The organism is Arthrobacter alpinus (assembly GCF_001445575.1).
Taxonomy (GTDB): domain Bacteria; phylum Actinomycetota; class Actinomycetes; order Actinomycetales; family Micrococcaceae; genus Specibacter; species Specibacter alpinus_C.
Genome location: NZ_CP013200.1, coordinates 27,955 through 51,021, shown reverse-complemented (window position 1 = coordinate 51,021; position 23,067 = coordinate 27,955). Strand labels below are relative to the sequence as shown.

16 protein-coding genes are annotated in these 23,067 nt (G+C 61.2%); 13 read left to right on the top strand and 3 right to left on the bottom strand.

Features of this window, described 5'->3' with window-relative positions:
• The first annotated feature begins 10 nt into the window (after nucleotides 1–10).
• The 3 genes from AS189_RS00150 to AS189_RS00135 all read left to right on the top strand — a co-directional run bounded on the left by AS189_RS00150 (nucleotide 11) and on the right by AS189_RS00135 (nucleotide 6,931).
• On the top strand, nucleotides 11–1,294 hold the full coding sequence (locus tag AS189_RS00150; protein ID WP_237760027.1) for a sensor histidine kinase: 1,284 nt from the start codon (nucleotides 11–13) through the stop codon (nucleotides 1,292–1,294).
• A gap of 15 nt (nucleotides 1,295–1,309) precedes the next feature.
• The gene (locus AS189_RS00145) at nucleotides 1,310–1,990 is read left to right on the top strand and encodes a response regulator transcription factor (RefSeq protein ID WP_062285392.1); all 681 of its coding nucleotides are present in this window, start codon (nucleotides 1,310–1,312) and stop codon (nucleotides 1,988–1,990) included.
• A gap of 156 nt (nucleotides 1,991–2,146) precedes the next feature.
• Nucleotides 2,147–6,931 (top strand): beta-galactosidase, encoded by a 4,785-nt coding sequence (locus AS189_RS00135; RefSeq protein WP_129587103.1) that lies wholly within the window; start codon nucleotides 2,147–2,149, stop codon nucleotides 6,929–6,931.
• Nucleotides 6,932–7,108: 177 nt separating this feature from the next.
• Here the strand turns inward: AS189_RS00135 and AS189_RS00130 are convergent, their stop codons facing one another.
• Nucleotides 7,109–7,687, bottom strand: coding sequence for a hypothetical protein (locus AS189_RS00130; RefSeq protein WP_062285386.1), 579 nt, complete (start codon nucleotides 7,685–7,687; stop codon nucleotides 7,109–7,111).
• Nucleotides 7,688–7,963: 276 nt separating this feature from the next.
• Between AS189_RS00130 and AS189_RS00125 the strand changes: the two genes are divergently transcribed.
• From AS189_RS00125 to AS189_RS00105, 5 genes are all read left to right on the top strand, one after another.
• Nucleotides 7,964–8,446 (top strand): CarD family transcriptional regulator, encoded by a 483-nt coding sequence (locus AS189_RS00125; RefSeq protein ID WP_062285384.1) that lies wholly within the window; start codon nucleotides 7,964–7,966, stop codon nucleotides 8,444–8,446.
• Nucleotides 8,447–8,597: 151 nt separating this feature from the next.
• Nucleotides 8,598–9,377, top strand: a complete 780-nt coding sequence (ispD, locus tag AS189_RS00120) for a 2-C-methyl-D-erythritol 4-phosphate cytidylyltransferase (protein WP_062285383.1) — start codon at nucleotides 8,598–8,600, stop codon at nucleotides 9,375–9,377.
• Nucleotides 9,378–9,382: 5 nt separating this feature from the next.
• The gene (gene ispF / locus AS189_RS00115) at nucleotides 9,383–9,874 is read left to right on the top strand and encodes a 2-C-methyl-D-erythritol 2,4-cyclodiphosphate synthase (protein WP_062285381.1); all 492 of its coding nucleotides are present in this window, start codon (nucleotides 9,383–9,385) and stop codon (nucleotides 9,872–9,874) included.
• 27 nt (nucleotides 9,875–9,901) lie between these two features.
• The gene (gene cysS, locus AS189_RS00110; RefSeq protein ID WP_062285379.1) at nucleotides 9,902–11,320 is read left to right on the top strand and encodes a cysteine--tRNA ligase; all 1,419 of its coding nucleotides are present in this window, start codon (nucleotides 9,902–9,904) and stop codon (nucleotides 11,318–11,320) included.
• A gap of 95 nt (nucleotides 11,321–11,415) precedes the next feature.
• Nucleotides 11,416–11,820 carry a hypothetical protein gene (locus AS189_RS00105; RefSeq protein ID WP_062285378.1) on the top strand — a complete coding sequence of 135 codons (405 nt, stop codon included), beginning with the start codon at nucleotides 11,416–11,418 and terminating at the stop codon, nucleotides 11,818–11,820.
• 208 nt (nucleotides 11,821–12,028) lie between these two features.
• Here AS189_RS00105 and AS189_RS00100 read toward each other — a convergent pair whose 3' ends face one another.
• Nucleotides 12,029–13,276, bottom strand: a complete 1,248-nt coding sequence (locus AS189_RS00100; protein WP_062285375.1) for an IS256 family transposase — start codon at nucleotides 13,274–13,276, stop codon at nucleotides 12,029–12,031.
• 210 nt (nucleotides 13,277–13,486) lie between these two features.
• On the opposite strand from AS189_RS00100, the gene AS189_RS00095 reads away from it, so the two are divergent.
• The 4 genes from AS189_RS00095 (at nucleotide 13,487) to AS189_RS20560 (ending at nucleotide 17,840) form a co-directional block, all read left to right on the top strand.
• Nucleotides 13,487–14,284 carry a DDE-type integrase/transposase/recombinase gene (locus AS189_RS00095; protein ID WP_082633900.1) on the top strand — a complete coding sequence of 266 codons (798 nt, stop codon included), beginning with the start codon at nucleotides 13,487–13,489 and terminating at the stop codon, nucleotides 14,282–14,284.
• A gap of 336 nt (nucleotides 14,285–14,620) precedes the next feature.
• The gene (gene rlmB / locus AS189_RS00090; RefSeq protein WP_062285371.1) at nucleotides 14,621–15,610 is read left to right on the top strand and encodes a 23S rRNA (guanosine(2251)-2'-O)-methyltransferase RlmB; all 990 of its coding nucleotides are present in this window, start codon (nucleotides 14,621–14,623) and stop codon (nucleotides 15,608–15,610) included.
• Between the two features lie 8 nt (nucleotides 15,611–15,618).
• The gene (gene glgX, locus AS189_RS00085; RefSeq protein ID WP_237759930.1) at nucleotides 15,619–17,481 is read left to right on the top strand and encodes a glycogen debranching protein GlgX; all 1,863 of its coding nucleotides are present in this window, start codon (nucleotides 15,619–15,621) and stop codon (nucleotides 17,479–17,481) included.
• 8 nt (nucleotides 17,482–17,489) lie between these two features.
• Nucleotides 17,490–17,840, top strand: a complete 351-nt coding sequence (locus tag AS189_RS20560; RefSeq protein ID WP_237759929.1) for a hypothetical protein — start codon at nucleotides 17,490–17,492, stop codon at nucleotides 17,838–17,840.
• A 213-nt stretch (nucleotides 17,841–18,053) separates the two neighbouring features.
• Here AS189_RS20560 and glgP read toward each other — a convergent pair whose 3' ends face one another.
• On the bottom strand, nucleotides 18,054–20,669 hold the full coding sequence (glgP, locus tag AS189_RS00075; RefSeq protein WP_062285365.1) for an alpha-glucan family phosphorylase: 2,616 nt from the start codon (nucleotides 20,667–20,669) through the stop codon (nucleotides 18,054–18,056).
• Nucleotides 20,670–21,022: 353 nt separating this feature from the next.
• On the opposite strand from glgP, the gene AS189_RS00070 reads away from it, so the two are divergent.
• On the top strand, nucleotides 21,023–23,065 hold the full coding sequence (locus tag AS189_RS00070; protein ID WP_062292635.1) for an alpha-1,4-glucan--maltose-1-phosphate maltosyltransferase: 2,043 nt from the start codon (nucleotides 21,023–21,025) through the stop codon (nucleotides 23,063–23,065).
• Nucleotides 23,066–23,067 lie beyond the last annotated feature (2 nt).

The window sequence follows — 23,067 nt, the reverse complement described above, 5'->3', positions numbered from 1 at the left end:
TGTGGATCCCTTGTTGGTTGGAGTTGTGGCCGGGCTTATTGGCCTGACCCTTGGTGTATTTGGCATGCTCGCATTTGGTATCAGCGAGCGCTCGCGCAAACTCACTGTGGACATTGGCGAGCCCACTTTGCCGGAAGGTGCCGCCGAGGTGCTCTCCGTGGTGGGCAAGGCCTACATTGTTATTGACACGGTCGACGGCGTGGTGCGGGCCAGTCCCGGAGCTTACGCCTTTGGATTGGTGCGAGGGCACACAGTGGTCCACCAAGAACTTATTGAACTGGCCCACCGAGTCCGTCACGACGGCGTCATTGAAGAGCGCGATCTCATCTTGCCGCGCGTCATCCTGCCCAGTGCAGCCCCTTTGCACTCCCAGTACGGTGCCGCACTCACGGCCCCAAACGGAACCGCCACGGCAGTGGAAACGGCACCGGCTGCGCACCACTCAGCCATGGCGGCACCTGGCCAAGGAACGCTGGTTATTCAGGTACGCGTGGCCCCGCTGGGGGAGGAGTACATCCTGCTCCTGGCTGATGACCGCACCGAAATTGCCCGCACTGAGGCGGTCCGCAATGACTTCGTGGCCAACGTCTCGCACGAGCTAAAAACGCCTGTCGGGGCCATCTCGCTCCTGGCTGAGGCGCTGGAGTCCGCTCCGGAAGATCAGGCCACGGTCCGCCGTTTTGCCTCACGCATGATGACCGAATCGGCCCGGCTCGCAGCCCTGGTCCAAGACATCATCGAGCTCTCACGTGTGCAGGGCAAGGACGTGGCGTTGGTCGGTACCGATGTGGACATCAACGACGTCATTGCCGAAGCCGTGGACCGCACCCGGTTGCCGGCCCAGAGCCGGAATATCACCATCGCGCTAGGCCCCCGCCAGTCCGCACTGGTCTATGGAGACCGCTCCCAGCTGGTGACAGCCCTTCGCAACTTGATCGACAATGCCGTGCGGTACTCCCCGGAAAATACCCAAGTGGGAATCGGTGTCTTAGTGGACGCGGACGTGGTCTCCGTCAGTATCTCCGATCAAGGTGACGGACTGAGCCCCTCCGATCAGGACCGCATCTTCGAGCGCTTCTACCGGGTGGACGCGGCCCGCTCGCGCCACACCGGCGGCACGGGCCTGGGCTTGAGCATTGTCAAGCACATCATCAGCAACCATGGCGGTGAGGTGACACTGTGGTCGGCCCCCAAATTGGGCTCCACCTTCACCGTGCGGCTGCCCCAACTTTCCAACCAATCGTCCGACGGCGGTAAGCACCCCCACGCCGACCGGCACCCAGGCTTGATCTAAAGGAGCGCAACGAGCGTGAGCAGAGTTTTGATTGTTGAAGACGAGGATTCCATTAGCGATCCATTGTCATTCCTGCTGTCCAAGGAAGGCTATGAGGTCTCAGTTGTAGACAACGGCCTGGATGCACTAGTCGAATTTGAGCGCTCCGGCGCCGATTTGATTCTGTTGGATCTGCAGTTGCCGGGCATGAGCGGAACCGAGGTGTGTAAGCATTTGCGTCAGCGCTCCAGCGTTCCCATCATCATGCTCACGGCTAAGGACTCGGAGATTGACAAGGTTGTGGGGCTGGAACTGGGCGCCGATGACTACGTCACCAAGCCCTATTCTTCCCGTGAACTCATAGCCCGGATCCGGGCCGTGCTGCGCCGTCAGGGCGAGCCGGAAGAGCTCATGGATTCCACCGTGAATGCCGGGCCGGTGCGCATGGATGTGGAGCGCCACGTTGTCAGCGTGCGGGGAGAAAACGTCTCCTTCCCGTTGAAGGAATTCGAGCTCTTGGAAATGTTGCTGCGCAATGCCGGCAAGGTCCTGACCCGCGGGCAGCTGATCGACAGGGTGTGGGGATCGGACTACGTGGGGGACACCAAAACCCTGGATGTGCACGTAAAGCGACTGCGCAGCAAGATTGAACTAGACCCGGCCACCCCCCGGCATTTGGTCACGGTTCGAGGCTTGGGCTACAAGCTCGAACCCTAGCGCCGGACATTTTTGTCAATGCTCTGATCAAAATGTGCGTCTTTTGAGCTAAAAAGTTGAATATTCGTTGCCCGGATGTGTCCTGCGTCATATGCTGTGATGGATAACATACGGGCGGCCCGGGAGGCCGCATCTAGATTCAAGGGACTTAAATCTATGACTGCGCATTCCTCCAGGGCGCCAGGTCGATCCCGGGGACTCAAGGCGGCGGCCATCATGGCCACAGCCGCCATGGGTCTGATGGCCATTTCCAGCCCGGCCTTAGCCGAGAATCCTCCAGTCACAGTTGATTCCGTGGCAAGCTCCGCCATGTCCGGTAACAAGGTGCTCTTCCCCGGCAATGACGGCCAGGAACACACTGTCACCTTCGACTCCAAGTCGTACATGGTGGACGGGGAGCGCCTCAACGTCTGGTCCGGGGAATTCCACTACTGGCGCCTGCCCGGCACTGACGACTGGCGTGACATGTTCCAGAAGATGCGAGCTAGCGGCTTCAATGCTGTTTCCCTCTACTTCTTCTGGGGCTTGCACTCCACCGAGTCTGGGAAGTTCGATTTCACGGGCATCAAGGATCTTGAATTACTCCTGACCATGGCGGAGGAAGAAGGCCTGTATGTCATCGCCCGTCCCGGCCCTTACGTCAACGCCGAAATCTCCATGGGCGGACTCCCGGCGTACCTGACCAAGAACGGCGCGAATTCCCTGCGCAGTATGAATCCCGAGGCGCTGAGTGAGTCACTGAAGTGGATCGAGGCGTTTAACAAGATCGCCGTCAAGCATCAGGTGACCGATGGTGGTGGCTCCATTGTGAGCTACCAGGCGGAGAATGAGCTGTTGAACGAAGGCGGGGACCGCCCGGCGTTCATGAAGGAACTGGTGACGAAGATTAAGGGTGACGGCATCACCGTCCCGGTCTTCCACAACGATTACGGGTTTAACGGCGCCTATGTCCCGGGCAGCTCATCGGCCGGTGGCAACGTGGGTCTGGACTACTATGCCTTTGACCAATACCCATTGGGCTTCAACTGCGCCAATCCCAACCGCGGACAAATTCAGGACATGGAAGCCCGCTTCCGGGCACGCACCACAACGAGCCCCATGTTCATCGCCGAAGGTCAAGGTGGTGCCTTCACTCCGTGGGGTGCAAACTTCAACCCCGACAAGTGCGCCGAATTCGTTGACCCTGCCTTTACCCGCCAGTATGGGGTCAATAACCTCAACAACGGCATAAACATGTTCAACTACTACATGCAGTATGGCGGCACCAACTGGGGCTGGACCGGATCGCCGTCGTCCGGCTTCACCTCCTATGACTATGGCGCACCCATCAACGAAGACCGCCAGCTCACGCTCAAGGCGGTTGTGCAGAAGGAACTGGGCTACTTCCAAAAGGACTTTGACCCCATTTCCAACATGGTGCCGCAAGACGGCGCCGCTGTCACAGTAGAGGGCGGCGCGGGCTCCATCAAGTCCTACCAACGCATCGCCACCGAGGGCCAGGCCACGGACTCCGTCACAGGAAACGGCTCCCGCTTCCTGGGCTTCCGTCAGACCGACAGCAACAGCACAGCCGAGTTGAAATACTCCTTCCCGTTGACGCTGGCCCCGAAGACGGAAGTCATCGAGGCCAGTTACACCAACGACGACCGCGACACCGCGGCCATCAAGTACACGGGTACGTGGGGCAAGTCCAACGGGGAAGCCTGGGCCGCCGGCAACTACAAAGGCACCGAAACGTTCAGCTCAACCACCGGAGACTCCGTAGAGTACACGTTCACAGGTGCCGGCGTCCGGGTCATTGCTGCCCAGTCCATCAACCATGGCTACGGTGATGTTTACATTGACGGCGTGAAGGTCGGCCAAACCAACACCTACCGTGGCCAGAATGCCAGCTTCCAGTATGTTGCTTTCCAGAAGGAAGGCCTGGACCCCACCGTTGAGCACACCATCAAGATTGTGGTGACAGGCCAAAAGGACGCCGCCAGCTCCGGCACCAACGTCACCATCGACGCCTTTGATGTTATCGCCGCCCCGGCTGCGGCCACCGTGGTCAAGCTCGACGACGTCGACCCCGCCATCACGTACTCCAAGGTCAACGGTGTGTCCCAGTGGAACCATGAGACGGGCAAGAACTGGACCATCAACGACTACTTGGGCACCGAAACCTCCAGCGCCACCGCCGGGGCTTTCTACGAGTACACCTTTAAGGCTGCCGAAATCCGCTTGATTTCACCGCGTTCAACTAACCACGGGAAAGCCGATGTTTACATCGACGGGGTCAAAGCGGGTGAGACCAACACGTACATCCCCACTCTGCCCAGCCAGGCCCAATTCAAGGCCTTTGAAAAGACCGGGCTGGACCCGACCATCAACCACACCATCAAGGTTGTTAACACCGGTGTCAAGGGCGCCCCTGCGTCGCTGGGCACGTTCGTGGCTATTGACGCCATTGAGACCTCCACGCCGGGCAGCACCACGCCCCCGGCGCCGTCGGGCTCCATCACCTTCAACAGGGTTCCGCAGAAGCCCGGCACATTCCTGAGCATGCACGGCCGCGACGCCGCCATGGTCATTGCCGACTACGCGTTCGACGGACAAAAGCTCATGTACTCCACCTCGGAGCTGTTCACCAAGATGCCCGTCGCCACCGGCACGCTGCTGGTGCTTAACGGCGCCAAGAACGACGCCGGCGAGTCCGTTCTGCAGTATGCCTCCGAACCCGTTGTCACCACCTTGGGTGGCACCCCGGTGGAGTCCGTATGGGACGCCGCCACCAAGACCATGCGCCTGAACTACGTTCACGGCAACGGCACCTCGGTGAAGATCACCGGCGGTGGGGCACCGGAACTGCGCATTGTCACCACCGACCGCACTGCCACGGGCCAGCAGTGGACCCTTGACGGCATCGTCAAGGGCGGCACCACCAACAAGACCGTCATGGTTGCAGGAGTTGACCTGCTCCGCTCCGCCGAGTTCGACGGCGACACCGTCAAGTTGGTGGGTGATACCAAAGCCGTGCGAACCATGAGCATTTACGTTCCGGCAGGCATCACCAAGGCCACCTGGAATGGTCAAGCGTTGACCACCACCGCTGGTGCCAATGGCCAGCTTGTCGCCAACCTTGCCGGACCGGCCCCGGCTGTCCTGCCAGCACTGACCAACTGGAAGGTGTCGGGTGAGAACCCCGAGTCGGCCGTGGCGTTTGATGATGCGGCATGGCTGGAGGCAACCGCCACCACAGCGGCTAACACCCGCCAGGGTCCCGGCCCCAACCAGGGGAAGGTCCTGGACACCGCCTTCTATGGCTTCTACGAGGGCGATACCTGGTACCGCGCACACTTCACGGCTTCCTCCAATGCCACCAGCATCCAGTTGCGCGGCCAGGGTGGCTCCGCCGCAAATATGCTGGTCTGGGTCAACGGCACCTTTGTCGGCGCAGCGGCAGCAAACGGCAACATGGCCACAGTGCAGGTTCCTGCCGGTGTCATCAAGAACGGCGAAGCCACCCTGGTTTCGGCAGTGGTCCGCAACAACGGCCAGAACCTTGACTGGTCTGACGACGGCCTGTCCCGCCAGAACCGCGGACTCTTCGACGCGGTGCTGCCCAGCAGCGGTGCCGTGACCTGGAAACTGCAGGGCGCCAAGGACAAGGCGGCACCGGTTGATATTGACCGGACCATGTACAACACCGGTGGGCTCTACGGTGAACGAGCCGGCTGGTACCTTCCGGAATATCCTGACGCCGAGTGGGCCGACACCACCACGTTCAAGCCTGCCAAGGCTGGCGTCACCTGGTATCGGTCAACCTTCGATCTGAGCGTTCCGGCTGGAACTGACACAGCCATTGCTTTGAAGGTCAATGACGTCAAATTTGAAAACGGACGTCAGTCCTATGCCCGGGCCATCATCTACGTCAACGGTTGGAACACCGGTACCTGGGTTGGCAACGTGGGCCCGCAGAGCGTGTTCACCATTCCCAGCGGATTCTTGAACAAGTCCGGTGAAAACACCATCGCCATTGCCTTGACCACCGAACGTGATGCTCAGGGGCCGGATTCGTTCACCCTTGTGGACCGTGGGACCAGCCTGGGAGGCGTGCCCACCACGCTGAACACGGCACCTAACTACGCCCTGCCGGTTGTAACGGCGGCTCTCGCTGCGAATCTGCGCGCTGCCGGCGCGGCGACGGTCATCAATGGCACATCCGAGTTGGCTACGATTGGTGACGGTGCACTGACCACTGCGGTTATCGACTTCGGTGATGGCAGCCTTCCGGTAACAGTCCCGGTGGTAGACAGCGCTTACACGGCCACCCACGACTATGCCAAGGACGGCAATTACGTAGCAATTGTGACCATCAAGGACGCTATCTCCGGATCTGTTTTGGGCAGCAGGTCCTTGGGTATCACGGTGGACGAAGGTGCCGAACCCACGGAATCGGCAACACCCATCGAAAGTGCGACACCGACCGTGTCGGCAACGCCCACCGAAAGCGCAACCCCTACGGAATCGGCTACGCCCACCGAAAGTGCTTCACCGACGGAGTCGGCAACGCCCACCGAAAGTGCGACACCGACCGAAAGTGCAACTCCTACGGAGTCGGCGACGCCGACCGAAAGTGCAACACCGACGGAGTCGGCAACACCCACGGAAAGTGCCACACCGACGGAGAGCGCAACACCGACCGAGTCAACCGTGCCGAGAACGTCGGCAGACCCGGGCGCTTCGGCAACGAGCGCCGGACCTGATGGTCCCAGCAGCTCGACGACGACGAGTTCGGCGGTGACGCCTGCGGTTCCCGCCACCAGCAAGGCGCCAAGCGGCGGGGGATTGGCCAGCACCGGAGCCAAAAACACGTGGATCGGCGGACTGGGAGGGCTGCTGCTTCTTACAGGAGCCACCGTGTTCATGGTGAACCGCCGGAAGTCGGCCAGCCACTAACCGCGGCCAGCCAAATATCTGTGGGCGGGCCAGTGATTCGTATCCCGGGCCCGCCCGGAATGAAGGCGGAATTCCGGCAGGGATCACTGGGGAAAAGAATAGGGCCGGTTGTCGCAATGACAACCGGCCCTATCTGCGCCGCTACGAAAGCCGCGGCTTGAAAACTAGTGAATCTAACTACGGAGCAACCGTGGCTTCAGCGCTAGGAGTAGCGGAGGCTTCCGGCGTGGGCTCGATGGTCGGTACAATGACCGGCGCAGTCGTGGGGACCAAGTTCTTGTACTCGGCCAAGGTGCCATCCAGGATCGGCACATTCAAGGACGCCGTTTTTGAACCTGCGCCCGACTGACGCAGCTCAATGGTCTCCATGCTGCCGGGGCCCTGTGCCATGGTGCTCAAAACTGCATTGTCGTTCTGACTGTTCAGGACCAGCGGAATGCCGGGCTTAACCGTGACCTGGGTCTGTGCGCCCTGGGCGCCGCTGATGGTCAGGATGATGTCCGAATCGGCTTCGTTGTAGAACGTTCCTGCAACGTGCCCACTTTTGCCGGCTGCTTCGGAAATGATCAGCACGTTGCGCAGTTTCAGCTGGCCCATGTCCAGGTGAACGCCATCAGAAACAGCCACCTCCATGGTGGTGCTTTGCGGGTTGATGGCACTGCAACCGGTGAAGGCCATGGCGCCAATGCCGATGGCGGCAATCAGGCTTAAGCGTTGCGCTCGGTTGGTACCGCGAATGCCGGCAGCGATTCTCACGTCAGTAACTCCTCATGGAAAAGACAAAATATCTTTGTCCAGCTTATCCGCAAATTCGCTGGATGCATGCTTCCGCCGCCGGCGCTTGGCCGACACGGCGGTTCCACCAACTGCCAACTGCACTTTGAGGAGCGATAGTCAAGGGCAGGCTAATTCCTACAATTGTTGGAGCAATTGCGCCGCCAGCGTAGTTCTGGCAGCCCCTGACCTGCGGAAACTCAAGGGACTCACTAGTTAACCGTGGTAAACTGGAAGTATTGGAAAGGGAGAATCCACATGCTTTTTGAGGTCGGCGAGACAGTAGTTTACCCACACCATGGTGCGGCAAAGATCGAAGAGATCAAGATGCGCACCATCCGAGGTGAAGAGAAGATGTATCTCAAGCTCAAGGTTGCCCAAGGGGATCTGACTATTGAAGTCCCTGCGGAGAACGTTGACCTGGTTGGGGTACGCGACGTTGTAGGCAAGGAAGGCCTCGCGCACGTTTTTGAAGTTCTGCGTGCAGAGTTTACGGAGGAGCCCACCAACTGGTCTCGCCGTTACAAAGCCAACCTGGAAAAGCTTGCATCCGGTGATGTCATCAAGGTTGCCGAGGTCGTCCGCGATCTCTGGCGTCGTGATCATGACCGCGGCTTGTCTGCTGGCGAAAAGCGTATGCTCGCCAAGGCACGTCAGATCTTGATTTCCGAGCTTGCCCTGGCGGAAAAGACTGACGAAGACAAGGCAGCAGAAGTGCTGGACGAGGTCTTGGCCTCGTAGTAGCACTGCGAATAATCTTGCAAACCCTCGCACCCAGTGGTGTGGGGGTTTTTGCATGCCCGGGCAGAATAAGCTCAAATCAGCTAAACCGGCCTAGGCTGCTTAGGCACTGCGCGGTCAATCCTGGCCGTGCCGGGCTAATGTAGAGGACATGACTGAGGTGAAAGCAGGATCCTGCGCCGTTGTAATTGTTGCCGCCGGTTCCGGGCAGCGGCTGGGCTACGGTGTTCCCAAAGCTCGGGTGCCACTGGCCGGGCAGCCCATGGTGCTCCTCGCAATTCGAGGAGTGATCAAGGCAGGTGTCGCTGCGCAGATTTGTGTAGCCATTCCACCTGATGACCCCCAATTGCTCACCATTTGCCAGACTGCCGCTGCGGAAACGCAGGCCAAGGGCATCGTTTTCAGCGTGGTTGAAGGCGGTGCGGAACGTTCGGATTCGGTCGCCGCAGCTTTGGCCAGCATTGCTGAAGGCGTCACTACGATCATGATTCACGACGCCGCCCGGCCGCTGACGCCGTCGGGTGTCTTCAATCGCGTAGCAGCAGCCCTAAGAGACGGTGCGAAGGCTGTCATCCCGGCACTCGCCGTGGTGGACACCATAAAAACCGTGGCCCCGGCAACGCTGCCCGCTACCGGCGCTGGCGTGGAAAAAGTGGTCGGCACCCCCGCGCGCAGCGTGTTGCGTGCGGTCCAGACTCCCCAAGGTTTTCGCTTGGACACCCTCCGCCAAGCTCACGCTCATGCGCTGACGCTCAGCGATGATCAGCTGGCAGGCATCACCGACGACGCCATGTTGGTCGAAGCCCTTGGCGAGGACGTATTCGTCGTGCAGGGATCAACGCACAGCCTGAAAATTACCTCGCCCACCGATCTGCTGGTGGCCGAGGCACTGCTGGAAGGGCCACTGCGCCCCCGATGGATTGAAGGCTAAAGGCCATGATCTTGCCCCGCACCGGCATCGGCGTCGACACACATGCCTTCGCCCCGGATGATTCCCCCGCGCCACTCTGGCTCGCGGGGTTGCTTTGGGACGGCGAACGCGGACTCAGCGGCCATTCCGACGGTGACGCCGTAGCTCACGCAGCTGCCGATGCCCTGTTTTCAGCAGCGGGAGTGGGCGATCTCGGCACGCACTTTGGCACCGACCGCCCCGAATACTCGGGTGCCTCCGGCGTTAAATTGTTGGGGGAGGCAGCCCGGATTGTGCGCGAAGCAGGTTTTGAGATTGGCAATGTTGCCGTTCAACTCATTGGTAACCGGCCCAAGTTTTCACCTCGCCGACGCGAGGCAGAAGTAGCTCTGAGTGTTGCCGCCGGAGCGCCGGTTTCCGTCAGTGCCACCACTTCCGACGGGCTGGGATTTACCGGCCGCAGCGAAGGCATCACCGCCATTGCCACCGCCTTGGTCATCCAGCGCGAGCACCCGTAAATCTTTCTGAAGGGATACCCTAGAGCCGTGACCCTGCGATTCCATGACTCCTCCACCGCCGCTATCCGCGACTTCGTCCCGCTCAAAGAGGGGCAGGTATCGCTGTACTACTGCGGCGCCACCGTCCAAGGCGAGCCGCACATTGGCCACGTCCGCTCCGCGCTAGCCTTCGACCAGCTGACCCGTTGGCTGCAGACCAGCGGCTATGACGTCACCGTGGTCCGCAATGTGACCGACATTGACGACAAGATCCTTGTCAAGGCCGCCGAAAACAACGAGCCCTGGTGGGGACTGGCCTACCGATTTGAGCAGGCTTTCGCTACTGCTTACGAGTCGTTGGGCATTCAAAAGCCCACCTATGAACCGCGCGCCACTGGCCACATCCCCGAGATGCACGCCCTGATCGCCCAGCTCATTGAGCGTGGCCACGCCTACCCGGCTCTGGATGATTCCGGTGACGTTTACTTTGATGTGCGCTCCTGGAAGCAGTATGGCTCGCTGACGCACCAGAATATTGATGACATGCAGGCAGCGCCCGACGCCGATCCCCGGGGCAAGCGCGATCCCCGCGACTTTGCGCTGTGGAAGGGTCATAAGCAAGGAGATCCGGAGACTGCTCGGTGGGAATCCCCGTGGGGAGCTGGCCGCCCCGGGTGGCATCTGGAGTGCTCGGCCATGGTCACCAAGTACCTGGGCACCGAGTTTGATATTCACGGTGGTGGTCTGGACCTGCGCTTCCCGCACCACGAAAACGAGATGGCCCAGTCGCAGGCTGCTGGCCACGGCTTCGCCAACTTCTGGATGCACAACGGCATGGTCACCTACCAGGGTGAAAAAATGTCCAAGTCCATCGGCAACACCATCAACCCGCGCGAAATGCTCGAAATCGCCCGTCCCCTTGTGGTCCGCTACTATCTGGGCCAGGCGCACTACCGCTCGGTCTTGGACTACCGTCCGGGCTCACTCACGGAGGCCGCAGCCGCCGTCGACCGCATTGAGACGTTTGCCAAGGCGGCTCTGGCCAAGCTCTTCCCTGGGAACGATTTCGGCTACATCGGTACCCGACCGGAAGCCTTTAGCAAGGCCATGGACGATGATCTGAACATCCCCGCGGCACTGGCCGTGCTCCATGAGACAGTCCGTGCGGGCAACACCGCACTGGCCTCGGGGGACAAGGACGCGCTGCAGGATGCGTTCCTGGCCGTCATGGGGATGACAGATGCGTTGGGCATCAACCCGATGGATGCCAAATGGCAGCAGGGGAGTGGCGCAGAGGCAGAGCTGACGGCGTTGGACGTTCTGGTCAAGGCACAGCTCGACGCCCGTGCGCAGGCCCGGGCGGAGAAAAACTGGGCCGAATCGGACAGGATCCGTGAGCTGCTCGCAGCGGCCGGTGTGGACGTGGCCGACACAGCAAACGGCGCCACCTGGTCCCTCAAGAAGTAGACCCTTCCTCACCTTTCGGGGTTATTTCACGAACGCTCCCTCTGCGTCAGGCTGGTTGTGAGTCACTCATTAACCGTTGATTGAAGGAGCCGGCCGTGGCCGTTGATAACAAGGGATTTACCCGTGAAGAGATCCGTGAGTTCGTGCATGAGTACTATTTGCAGCCGCGGGGGTCGCGGAAGGAGTGGCTTGCCTCGAAGTCCATCTCCGATTGGATCTTCCGCAGGTGGCGCACGATGGTGGTCGAAGGCGATATCGACCGGGGCCTGATTCCGCGAGAACATGGAGGTATGGTCCCGACAAATAGTGAGCTCTCCGCGTTTGAAAAAGCACGCGCGAAAGAGATAGCCGCCCATCGTGTTGAAGTCGAAAAATTCCAGAAGCGCATTGCTGAGCTTGAAGGAGTAAATTCGGCTCTGGGAAAAGCTATAGGGCTCTTGCACGAGTTGAACGTGCCAGAGTCCGATACAACCCCGACGAGCGATCAGAAGCGTTCATAGCAGCTGAGACCACCCTCGTCCTGGAGCTGAAAGAGCTCACCAGATCCCAGCGGACGGCTCTGAAGCTGACCGGGGTTTCGCGTGGGACCTGGCACTACAGGTTCAATCCCCGCCCAGGCGTGGAGAACCCCACCCATCAAGCCGACCGGGGGTTGCGTCCCGTGGAGTGGTGGAGTTTTCCTCAACACCGTGCGGGTCAGTGCTTTGATTATGCTGCAGTGAGTTCTGGGAGCAAAATTCCTTCCTCGACCGGGGCGGTGGTTGTGGTGTTCATGGTCTTGAGTTCGGTCATGGAGGCTTCGGAGAGGTAGCGGCGGTCTCCGGCTTCCCATTCATCGTGTTGCTCGAGGAGGACAGCGCCGGCGAGCCGGAGCAGGGCTGCGGGGTTGGGGAAGACCCCGACAACATCGGTGCGCCGTTTGATTTCCTTGTTGACCCGTTCCATGGGATTGGTAGACCAGATCTGGCGCCAGTGCCTGGTTGGGAAGCCGGTGAACGCGAGCACGTCTTCTCGGGCGTCGCCGAGCATTGCGGCGACTTTGGGATGGGATTTTTGCAGCATTCTGGTGACTTCATCGAACTGGGTATTCACGTGTTCGGCGTCGGGTTGAGCGAAGGCGGTGCGGATGATTGAGCCGACCATGTCTTGGGATCCCTTGGGCACGATCGAGAGCACGTTTCGCATGAAATGCACCCGGCACCGCTGCCAGGAAGCGCCCTGGAAGACCGTGGCGATGGCCTTCTTCAAGCCTATGTGGGCATCGGAGATCGTCAGCTTCACCCCGTCTAGTCCACGGGTTTTCATGGAGCGCAGGAACGCGGTCCAGAACCCTTCGTTCTCGCTGTCGCCAACGTCGAAGCCAAGGACTTCCCGGCGCCCGTCCGCCGCCACCCCGAAAGCGACCACGACGGCTTGGGAGACGACCCGGTGCCCGACCCTGGCCTTGCAGTAGGTCGCGTCGAGGAATACGTACGGGTAGTCCATGGTGGAGAGGTCACGGTTACGGAAGGCACCGACTTCATGGTCCAGGTCCTCGCAGATCCGGGAGACCTCGGACTTGGAAATCCCGGTGTCGGCCCCGAGTGCCTTGACCAGATCATCGACCTTGCGGGTAGCAACCCCGTGCAGATAGGCCTCCATCACCACGGCGTAGAGGGCCTGGTCAACACGACGGCGCCGCTCGAGCAACGCAGGGAAGAACGAGCCATTGCGTAACTTGGGAATCTTCAGGTTCAGATCCCCGGCTGTGGTCGTCAACGTCCTGGATCGGGAGCCGTTGCGCTGGGTGGTGCGTGCCTCGGATCGCTCGAAGGGGCCGGCGCCGATGAACGCGGTGGCCTCCGCTTCGATGAGTTGTTGATACAAGGTTTCTGTCGCGGTACGGATCCGGTCGGATACATCAGTGAGTTTAAGTTGGCCAAGCAGGTCGAGCAAGGCAGACTGGTCTAGAGCCATCGTGTGTTTGTGTCCTTTGTGAGTTCTTTGATCGGTACTCACTGACCATCGCACGATGGCTCTTCACGTCGGAAATCCGAAGCTCAGAGGCCGGGAACTACACCACTCCACGGGACGCAACCCGACCGGGCCTATGAAAGCCGGATCAGTACCATCCATCAGGAGTGGATTCTTGAGTTCATTCTGGCCGGCTGGGAGAAGAACAACTCCGTGGATCATTCTTTCGCCACGGCCTGGGACAACGGCGTGATGATCGCCTCCCGCCGCACGTGGTGGCGGGTCGCGGCAGAGTACGAGGACCAGAATGCGCGCCCCACAGTCCCGACCAAACGCGGCGGTAAACGCGGCACCGCGCAGAAGCCGGTTCTCGAGGCCACCGGTCCCTGCCAGGTCTGGTCTTGGGACATCAGTGACGTCTATTCCAAGTGGCAGGGAAGGGTTTACAAGGTGTATTCCATCATGGATATCTACTCCCGGGAGATCGTCGGCTGGCGGATCGAGGAACGCGAGGCTGACTACCTCGCCGTCGAGATGTTCGAGGCCGCCATCGCCCGCTACGGCGCCCCGCGCGTGGTTCACGCGGACTCGGGCCCATCCATGAGGTCACACCTGCTCCGTGACTCTCTCAATTCCCACGGCGTGGAACTCACTTTTAGCCGTCCCTACGTCTCCAACGACAATCCCTTCAGTGAGTCAGGTTTTCGCACGATGAAATATCGGCCCGGTTACCCTCGAATCTTCGAAAGCCTCGAGGCCGCCAGGGACTACCTCACCGACTACGTGCGCTGGTACAGCAACGATCACAAACACTCCGGCATCGCCTTGTTCTCACCAGCACAAGTCCACGACGGGTCCTGGAAAGAGCTCTGGGATAAACGCGAAAAAACCTACCAGGAATACTACGAACAAAACCCAGGAAGGTTCCGCCAACGACCCACCACACCAGCCCCAGCCCAACACGTAGGGATCAACCTCCCCAAACCCGAAGAACACCAAAAAGTAGCCTAGTGACTCCACACAGCTTGACAATTTTCGGCTTCCTCACCTTTCGGGGTTTTTTCACGAACGCTTCCTCACCTTTCGGGGTTTTTTCACGAACGCTTCATCACCAATGGCGCGGCGCCATCGCACGCCTCAAGGCCACAGCCAGGCCACCGCTGCGAGCGGTGAGACGTAACACTTTTGCGCCCATTTACCACAGGATTTGCTTCGAGGCCGTAAGCTATTAGCTACGGGTATGTTGTTTCCCGTTATCAAGCGTGCCAAAAATGTGCTCGCTGTCTGATTTGTTTGACGAACTTCGGGGCCAGCACAGGGCGCCGCACCAATCGTAAGGGTTTTACCATGGCCAACACTCCCCGTTCCGGCGCCGTCCGCAAGCTCAAGAAGGGCCCCGTCAAGGGCACGGGTGGGCTCGGTCGCAAGGCACTCGAGGGCAAGGGCCCGACCCCTAAGGCTGCAGAGCGCACCTACCACAAGGCGTACAAGAACGCGGAGCTGGCCGATCGCTCCGCTGCTAAGCGTGCCGGCACCAGCAACTCCCCGCGCCGTAACAGCGGTCCCAAGGGTAAGGCCACCGAAGAGCTCGTGACGGGCCGTAACTCGGTGCTTGAGGCGCTGCGCGCAGAAATCCCCGCGAAGGCACTCTACGTTGCTGTCCGCGTTGACATGGACGAGCGCGTGCGCGAATCCATCAAGCTGGCCACCGAACGCGGCATCCCCTTGCTTGAAGCACACAAGCCCGAGCTGGACCGGCTCACCGAAGACGCCATCCACCAGGGTCTGGTTCTGCAGATTCCGCCGTACGAATACGAGGACGCGGTTGATAAGGCCAGCGAAGTCATCGCCCAGTGGAAAAAGGGTCACATCCCCAACGCCCCGCTGATCGTCGCCCTGGATGGAATCACCGATACCCGTAACCTCGGTGCCATCATCCGAAGCGTCTCTGCATTCTCCGGCCACGCCGTCATCATTCCGGAACGCCGCAGCGCCGGTGTGACTGCTGCCGCTTGGAAGACCAGCGCCGGTGCCGCCGTCCGCGTGCCCGTTGCCAAGGCTCCCAACCTGAACCGTGCCATCGGCGCGTTCCAGAAGATGGGTTACTTTGTCCTTGGGCTCGACGGCGACGGCGACGTTTCGCTGCCCAAGCTCGGCTTGGCCCAGGAACCGGTCTGCATCGTGGTTGGCTCCGAGGGTAAGGGCTTGTCCCGCCTGGTCCGCGAAAACTGCGACCAGATTGTTTCCATCCCGATTGACTCGGCCATGGAATCCCTCAACGCCTCGATGGCAGTCGGCATCACACTGTACGAAATCTCGAAGCAGCGCTCGGCCTAACCATAGCCATGCCTATCACCGTCATTGAAGCCATCAGTACCTTGGGGGCGGCTTTGTCGCGCCATTATCCTTTGGGCGTTAGTTCCATTCCAAGGGAGCTAGGGCCGGATACGGCCAACGTGGCGGTGTACTCACCGGCAAACCATGATGTTGTTCTGTGCTTCCAGCCGCCAGGCGGCGGTTGGAAGGCAGTGCTTCTGGCGGATAAGACCGACGGCGTGCACCACGGCTTGGTTGAAAACATGCCAGCCGGCACCCGCTACGGTTTTTACACGGATTTGGATGCCACTCAGGAAGAACTGCTCCTGATTGACCCCGAGGCCGTGCAGCTTTTACTGGACCCGTACGGCCGGTACATTGATGAGCTGACGGATGCGCAGGGCGTCACCCGTTACCTTTCGGTGCGCATGGATTCCGGCTTTGACTGGGGCACTGTCAAGCGCCCCAACACTCCGTGGCGCGAGACGGTGTTTTACGAGGCGCATGTACGCGGGCAGACCATGTTGCATCCGGACGTTCCCGAAGATATTCGCGGGAGTTATGCCGGTATGGCCCACCCCGCGATGATCCAGCACTTGGTGGATCTGGGGGTGACCGCCGTCGAACTTTTGCCGGTGCACTTCCACATCGACGAACCGCACCTGCACGGCACGGGTATGACTAATTACTGGGGCTACAACACCCTGGGATTCTTCGCCCCGCACGTACAGTATGCCAGCGCCGCGGCCCAGGCGGCCGGTCCACAGGCGGTGCAGGCCGAACTCAAGGGCATGATCAAGCTGCTGCACATGGCGGGCATTGAAGTGATCCTCGATGTGGTCTACAACCACACCGCCGAGGGTGGTTCCGGCGGACCGTCGTACAGTTGGCGCGGACTCGCCGAAGAGCAGTACTACCGTATGCGCGACGGCCACTATTTCGACACCACCGGCTGTGGAAACACCCTGAACTTCGGCAACCCGCACGTCATTAAAATGGCCATGGATTCGCTGCGCTACTGGGTGGAAGAGTTCCACATCGATGGCTTCCGCTTTGACCTCGCCGTCTCCCTGGCACGCGATGGAGAGCACGCTTTCAACAACCAGCACCCGTTCCTGCTCGCAGCGGCTACCGACGGCGTGTTGGCCTCCACCAAGCTCATTTCCGAGCCGTGGGATATTGGTTACGGCGGCTGGCAGACAGGGAATTTCCCCACCGGCTGGGCCGACTGGAATGATTCCTTCCGCGACAATGTCCGGGAAGTGTGGCTCACCGACAGGGCCGCCATGCTGGCTGGCTACCACCATCAGGGCCTGGCCAAGTTTGGCGATGCACTGGGCGGATCGGCGGCCATGTTTGCCGCCTCAGGGCGCAGTCGCATGGCCACTGTCAACCTGATCACGGCCCATGACGGCTTCACGCTGGCAGACCTCACCGCTTATAACCACAAGCACAATGAGGACAATCAGGAAGATAGCCGCGACGGCACCAACAACAATCGCAGCTGGAACCACGGCGTTGAGGGCATCACCAACAACCCCAACACCTTGAGCCAACGCGCCCGGACCAGCCGTAACCTGATGGCCACCATGCTTCTGGCTCTCGGCGTGCCCCTGATCACCGCGGGCGATGAGATTGGCCGCAGCCAGGGTGGAAACAACAACGTCTACTGCCAGGACAATGAAATCGCCTGGGTCGATTGGACCATGGACGACGAGGCCAAGACCATGCTCGCGGCCACCTCGCGCCTCCTGAAAATCCGCAAGGATTTCTTGGCCGCGCAGCCCAGCAGCTACCCTACCCGTGGCGGCCAATCGTTCATCCACTGGTTCGGCGCCGATGGTGCTCCCATGACCCCGAGCGTTGGGGCAACCCGCACGAGCGTGTCCTGACCATGCTGATGGGCTCCCCGGATGGCGCTGTGGATGGACTCATCGTCTTCAACACCGGCATCACCGATGAAGACGTGATACTCCCCGCGAATCCGCGCTTTATTGGGCCCAAGAGCACTGAGCCGAACAGTAGTGATCTGGACGGCAATGATCCCACCAGTAGCGTTCCGGAAGGCGCGGTCGCTGGCACGCCGCGGCCGTACATGTTGCGCATGACCACGGAGTCACCGATTCACACGGACGACGGCGAACCCACCTTCGCACTGTCCCGTTCGCAACCGCTGGTCGAGCCAGGAGCCGCCGTGCGCGCCTGTGCAAATACGGTCCAGATCTTCCGCAACGACCTCACCGGCACGTAATCCCCGCCCGCGAGGGGCCCACCACCGGCTCACACTGCTCGCAGCGGGTCCCTCGCCGGCGTGGCCCCACCGCAGCCGGGCGGACTATCCGGCCCGGCGAACGCCGGGCCGGATAGCGAGCACGGATCTTTTCGGCGAGGAACGAGCCCCAAAAAATCTTTCTGCGAGCGGTGGACCCGGCGGTAGCCGAGCCGGACCAGCGCCGAAACCCGCCTACGCCGTGGTGATGAGCCCCAATTCAGCCGGATTTGCCAGGGCTGCATGGCGGGGGAGCACCTGGATGCCGTAGCCGAAGTCGCCGGAACGGTCGATCAGCAGATCGGCAGCGAATTGGAACCTGCCGCCGCCGTTATCCTGCACCGAGTCAAGCGCAAGGGTTTGCGTTGAGCTCAGATCATCCGATTCGCCTGCCGTGCCGTACACCACGTTGACCTGGACATCCGCTGGGTTCAGGGAGCCCAACATGATGTGGGCACGGACCTGCAGGCTCTCACCAATTTGCGGCTCGTCGTTTAGCCCGTGGGACTCAACGTGTTCAACACGGACGTCGTGCCAAGCCGGGCGAACCCGATCAATCCACGAGGCCAGTTCACGCACGGATGCGTAGCTGTCGGCCCGGGCAAGCCGTCCAGCAACAGCTGCCGGCTGGTACAAACGCTGGACGTACTCGGCAACCATGCGGTTGGCCGAGACAGCCGGGCCCAGGTGGGCGATGGTGTGCTTGATCATGGAAATCCAGTGCGCGGGCAGTCCGCCGTCGTGCGGTTGGGACGGTCCGGCAGCCCCTGCAGCAGCAGCCACCACTTCGCCGTAGAAGCGCGGAGCAACCTGAGTTTCCAACAATTCGTACAGGGCGGAGGCCTCGATGTCGTCGCGTTCTTCATCCCCAGCCCCCGTATTGGCCGTCGGGATCGCCCAGCCGTTTTCGCCGTCGTACAGTTCATCCCACCAACCATCCATGACGGACAGGTTCAGCGAGCCGTTGATGGCGGCCTTCATGCCGGAGGTACCGCACGCCTCGAGTGGGCGCAGCGGATTGTTCAGCCAGACGTCACAGCCGGGGAACAACGTGCGGGCCATGGCGATGTCGTAGTTGGGCAGGAAGATGATCCGGTGGCGCACCTCGGGGTCGTCCGTGAACTGCACCAGGTCCTGGATCATTTTCTTGCCGGCGTCGTCCGCGGGGTGCGATTTTCCGGCGATGATGATCTGGATCGGGTGCTCCGGGTGCAGGAGCAGCGCCTTGAGCCGGGCGGGGTCGCGCAGCATCAGCGTCAGCCGCTTGTAGGTGGGTACGCGGCGGGCAAAACCAATCGTCAGCACGTCCGGATCCAAGACGGAATCAGTCCACGCCAGCTGGGCATCGGCCGCGCCGCGCTTCTTCCACGACGAGCGCAGACGGGCTCGGGCATCCTCCACGAGCGCCTGCCGCAGCCTCCGGCGCATGGCCCACACATCGGCGTCGCTCACGTCATACACCTTGGACCAATCCGGGCCATCCACCACCTCGGCGCCAAAGCGTTCCCGGGCCAATGCGGCCAGCAGGGGGTCAATCCAGGTGGGCACATGCACGCCGTTGGTGACGGAGGTGATGGGCACATCGGCCTGATCGAATCCTGGCCACAGCCCGGAGAACATGCCGCGGGAGACCACGCCGTGCAGCTTGGCCACACCGTTGGCGCGCTGGGCCAGGCGAAGCCCCATGACGGCCATGTTGAACACTCCGGAATCGCCGTCGTCGTAATTTTCCGCGCCCAAGGCGAGAATTTCATGGACCGGAACGCCCGGTGCCAAGGAGCCCGCGAAGAAGTGCTCGATCATGCTGCGCGGGAACCGGTCAATGCCCGCGGGCACGGGGGTGTGCGTGGTAAAAACGGTCGACGCGCGGCCAGCAGCCAGCGCCTCACTCCATGACAACGGCTCCGGTGTGATGGCCGGGTCCATGAGTTCGCGGATGCGTTCGATGCCGAGGAAGCCGGCGTGGCCCTCATTGGTGTGGAAAACTTCCGGGGCCGCGGTTCCGGTGAGGCGGGCGTGGACGCGCAGCGCCTTGACCCCGCCCATGCCCAGCAGTAGTTCCTGCGTCAAGCGGTGATCGCCGCCGCCGCCGTATAGCCGGTCGGTGACCCCGCGGGCGGCGTCGTCGTTCTCGGCAACGTTGGAATCGAGCAACAGCAGGGGCACCCTGCCCACATCCGCCCGCCAAACATGTGCGCGCAGTACCCGGTGATCCGGAAGCGGGAGGTGAATCTGCACGGGCGTGCCGTCCTCCTCACGCAGCAGGGTCAGCGGCAAGGCATCGGGGTCAAGCAGCGGGTAGCTTTCTTGCTGCCAGGCGTCCTTGGACAACGACTGCTTGAAATAGCCGGCCTGGTAGAGAAGTCCGACGCCAATCAGCGGAACGCCCAGGTCGGAGGCGGATTTGAGGTGGTCGCCGGCCAAGATGCCGAGCCCGCCAGAGTACTGCGGCAGGACCTCGGTGATGCCGAATTCGGGGGAGAAGTAGGCGATGCATTCGGGAGCATCCGCGCCCAGAGTTTGGTACCAGCGCGGCTCGGACAGGTATCGGTCCAGGCTGCTGGCCGCAGAGCTCACACGGGCCACCACCTCCGGATCGGCCGCCAGTTCCTGGAGCTGAGTACGAGACAGCGAGGAGAGCATGGCGAGCGGATCGCGGCGGGATTTTTCCCACAGCTCCGGGTTGAGGGACTCGAACAGGGAACGGGTGGGTACATGCCAGGACCAGCGGAGGTTGGTGGCCAACCGGGTCAACGCGGAAATCTGCGCGGGAACAGCAGTACGGACAGTGAATCTGCGGATTGCCTTCATGCCGGTCACACTAGCCCACCCCCGCAGTGACTCGACAGTATTTGTGCGAACTTCCCGGCTTGTTACGCCAGCTCTGACACGCGCACAGCGCCGTCCGCGGGGCAAATCCGTCCCCGTGTGACGGAGCAACGCGCCTACATGGCGGCCGACCTTCGCAATCCGGGCCGGGAGTCGCTAACGTTCATTTTGTGAGTACTTCTAAGCCTTCGAGAAATGTGCCCGCCACCGCTGCCGGAAGCGCAGCCGTGCCTGCCGCCGCGTCAACACCAAAACCAAGAAACAGTACGACGTCGGCCACCCCGCCTGCCGCTGTGCCCGCCGCCGCACCTGTGCCTGCCGCCGCGCCTGCGCACGTGCCCGCCGCTGCGCCCGCGGATCCGCAACAGGGCCTGCGGTTTGGCCGGATTCCCATCACCAACGTCCAGCCCGTGCTCGAAGACGGAAAATTCGCAGCGAAGGCCATCCGCGGCGCCGACGTCCGGGTCAGCGCCGTCGTATTCCGTGAAGGCCACGATGCTTTGGGCGCCACGGCGGTCCTGCTGGCACCGGATAATTCTGTTGCCCAACGCGCCAAAATGACCCCTGGTGCTAAAGGCACCGATTCCTGGGAAGGCGTGTTGACTGCGCCCTTCGAGGGCAACTGGAATTTTGTCATTGAAGGCTGGACTGACATGTACGCCACCTGGGCCCACAATGCCCAAGTGAAAATCAACGCCGATGTTGATGTCGAGGTCATGCTGGCCGAAGGTGCGCTGCTGCTGAGCAACGCGGCCAAAGCAGCCAAATCCTCCGCGCCGGACGCCGCCAGCGTGTTCAAGCAGGCATCGCGCACCTTGGCGGATTCGTCACTGAACACCAATGACCGCCTAGCCGGCGGCACAGGCAAAGAGGTACGTGCCGCCGTCGAACGTTTCCCGCTGCGTGATCACGTGACGGCAAGCCGGCAATACCCGCTACAGGTAGAGCGAGACGCTGCCGGTCGAGGCGCATGGTACGAATTTTTCCCGCGCTCGGAGGGTGCGCGTCGCAATCCCGAGACGGGGGAGTGGACCAGCGGCAATTTCCGTACGGCGCGCAACCGGCTCCCCGCCGTCGCGGCCATGGGTTTTGACGTGGTGTACCTGCCGCCCATTCATCCCATCGGCACCATCAACCGCAAGGGACCCAATAATTCGCTGGTGGCCGGAGCCGCCGATCCGGGATCGCCGTGGGCCATTGGCTCGGCGGATGGTGGCCATGACGCCATCCATCCGGATCTGGGATCGCTCGAGGATTTTGCGCAGTTTGTGGCGGCCGCCAAGGAGCTGGATCTGGAGGTTGCCTTGGATTTGGCGCTGCAATGCGCTCCGGATCATCCGTGGGCCACAACGCACCCGGAATGGTTCACCACGCGGGTGGATGGCACCATTGCGTATGCGGAAAACCCGCCCAAGAAGTACCAAGACATTTACCCGCTGAATTTTGACAACGATCCGGCCGGACTCAGCGCGGAGGTTCTGCGTATTGTTCGCTTGTGGATTGAGCGCGGGGTGCGGATTTTCCGTGTCGACAACCCGCACACCAAGCCGGTTTGGTTCTGGGAATGGCTCATTGGCACCATCAATGCCGAGCGTCCGGATGTGGTGTTCCTGGCTGAGGCTTTCACCCGTCCGGCCATGATGGCGGCGCTGGGTCGGGCTGGTTTCCAGCAGTCGTACAGCTACTTCACGTGGCGCAACACCAAGGAAGAACTCGAAGAGTATCTGGTGCATGTGAGCCGTGAATCGGCCGGGTACTTCCGCCCCAATTTCTTCGTCAATACCCCTGACATCCTGACCGAATACCTGCAGTACGGTGGGCCGGCCGCGTTCAAGATTCGCGCCATCCTTGCCGCCATGGGCAGCCCGTTGTGGGGCATGTATGCCGGCTATGAACTCTACGAACACGTGGCCCGCCCGGGCTCCGAAGAGAACATTGACAATGAGAAGTATGAGTACAAGGAGCGGAACTTTGCTGCCGCAGAGGCTGCAGGGAAGTCACTGGCCCCGTTTGTTACCCTGCTGAACACGATCCGCCGTGCACACCCGTCGCTGTTGGACCTGCAAAATCTGAGCCTGCACCAAAGCTCCAATGATGCCGTCTTGGTTTTCAGCAAGCACAAGAACATTGCCGCGACAGCCAGCGGACCTGCCCGCAAGGACACCATCATTGTGGTCGTCAACGTGGACCCGCACAGCATGCGTGAAGGCGAAGTGAGCCTTGACCTGGATGCCTTGGAGCTGGACGGGCTGTCCCCGGATGGCACGTTCCTGGTGGAGGATCTGGTCACCGGTGCCACGTGGAACTGGGGCAAGAAGAACTACTTCCGCCTCGATGCTCACCTTGAACCGGCACATATCCTGCACATTAGGAGATGACC

Excerpts from the sequence above, each read along its gene's own strand:
- AS189_RS00135 (WP_129587103.1), top strand. The coding sequence starts at position 2,147 with ATGACTGCGCATTCCTCCAGGGCGCCAGGTCGATCCCGGGGACTCAAG.
- AS189_RS20560 (WP_237759929.1), top strand. The coding sequence starts at position 17,490 with ATGGGCTCCCCGGATGGCGCTGTGGATGGACTCATCGTCTTCAACACC.
- glgP (WP_062285365.1), bottom strand. The coding sequence starts at position 20,669 with ATGAAGGCAATCCGCAGATTCACTGTCCGTACTGCTGTTCCCGCGCAG.
- glgX (WP_237759930.1), top strand. The coding sequence starts at position 15,619 with ATGCCTATCACCGTCATTGAAGCCATCAGTACCTTGGGGGCGGCTTTG.
- ispD (WP_062285383.1), top strand. The coding sequence starts at position 8,598 with ATGACTGAGGTGAAAGCAGGATCCTGCGCCGTTGTAATTGTTGCCGCC.
- ispF (WP_062285381.1), top strand. The coding sequence starts at position 9,383 with ATGATCTTGCCCCGCACCGGCATCGGCGTCGACACACATGCCTTCGCC.
- AS189_RS00125 (WP_062285384.1), top strand. The coding sequence starts at position 7,964 with ATGCTTTTTGAGGTCGGCGAGACAGTAGTTTACCCACACCATGGTGCG.
- AS189_RS00100 (WP_062285375.1), bottom strand. The coding sequence starts at position 13,276 with ATGGCTCTAGACCAGTCTGCCTTGCTCGACCTGCTTGGCCAACTTAAA.
- rlmB (WP_062285371.1), top strand. The coding sequence starts at position 14,621 with ATGGCCAACACTCCCCGTTCCGGCGCCGTCCGCAAGCTCAAGAAGGGC.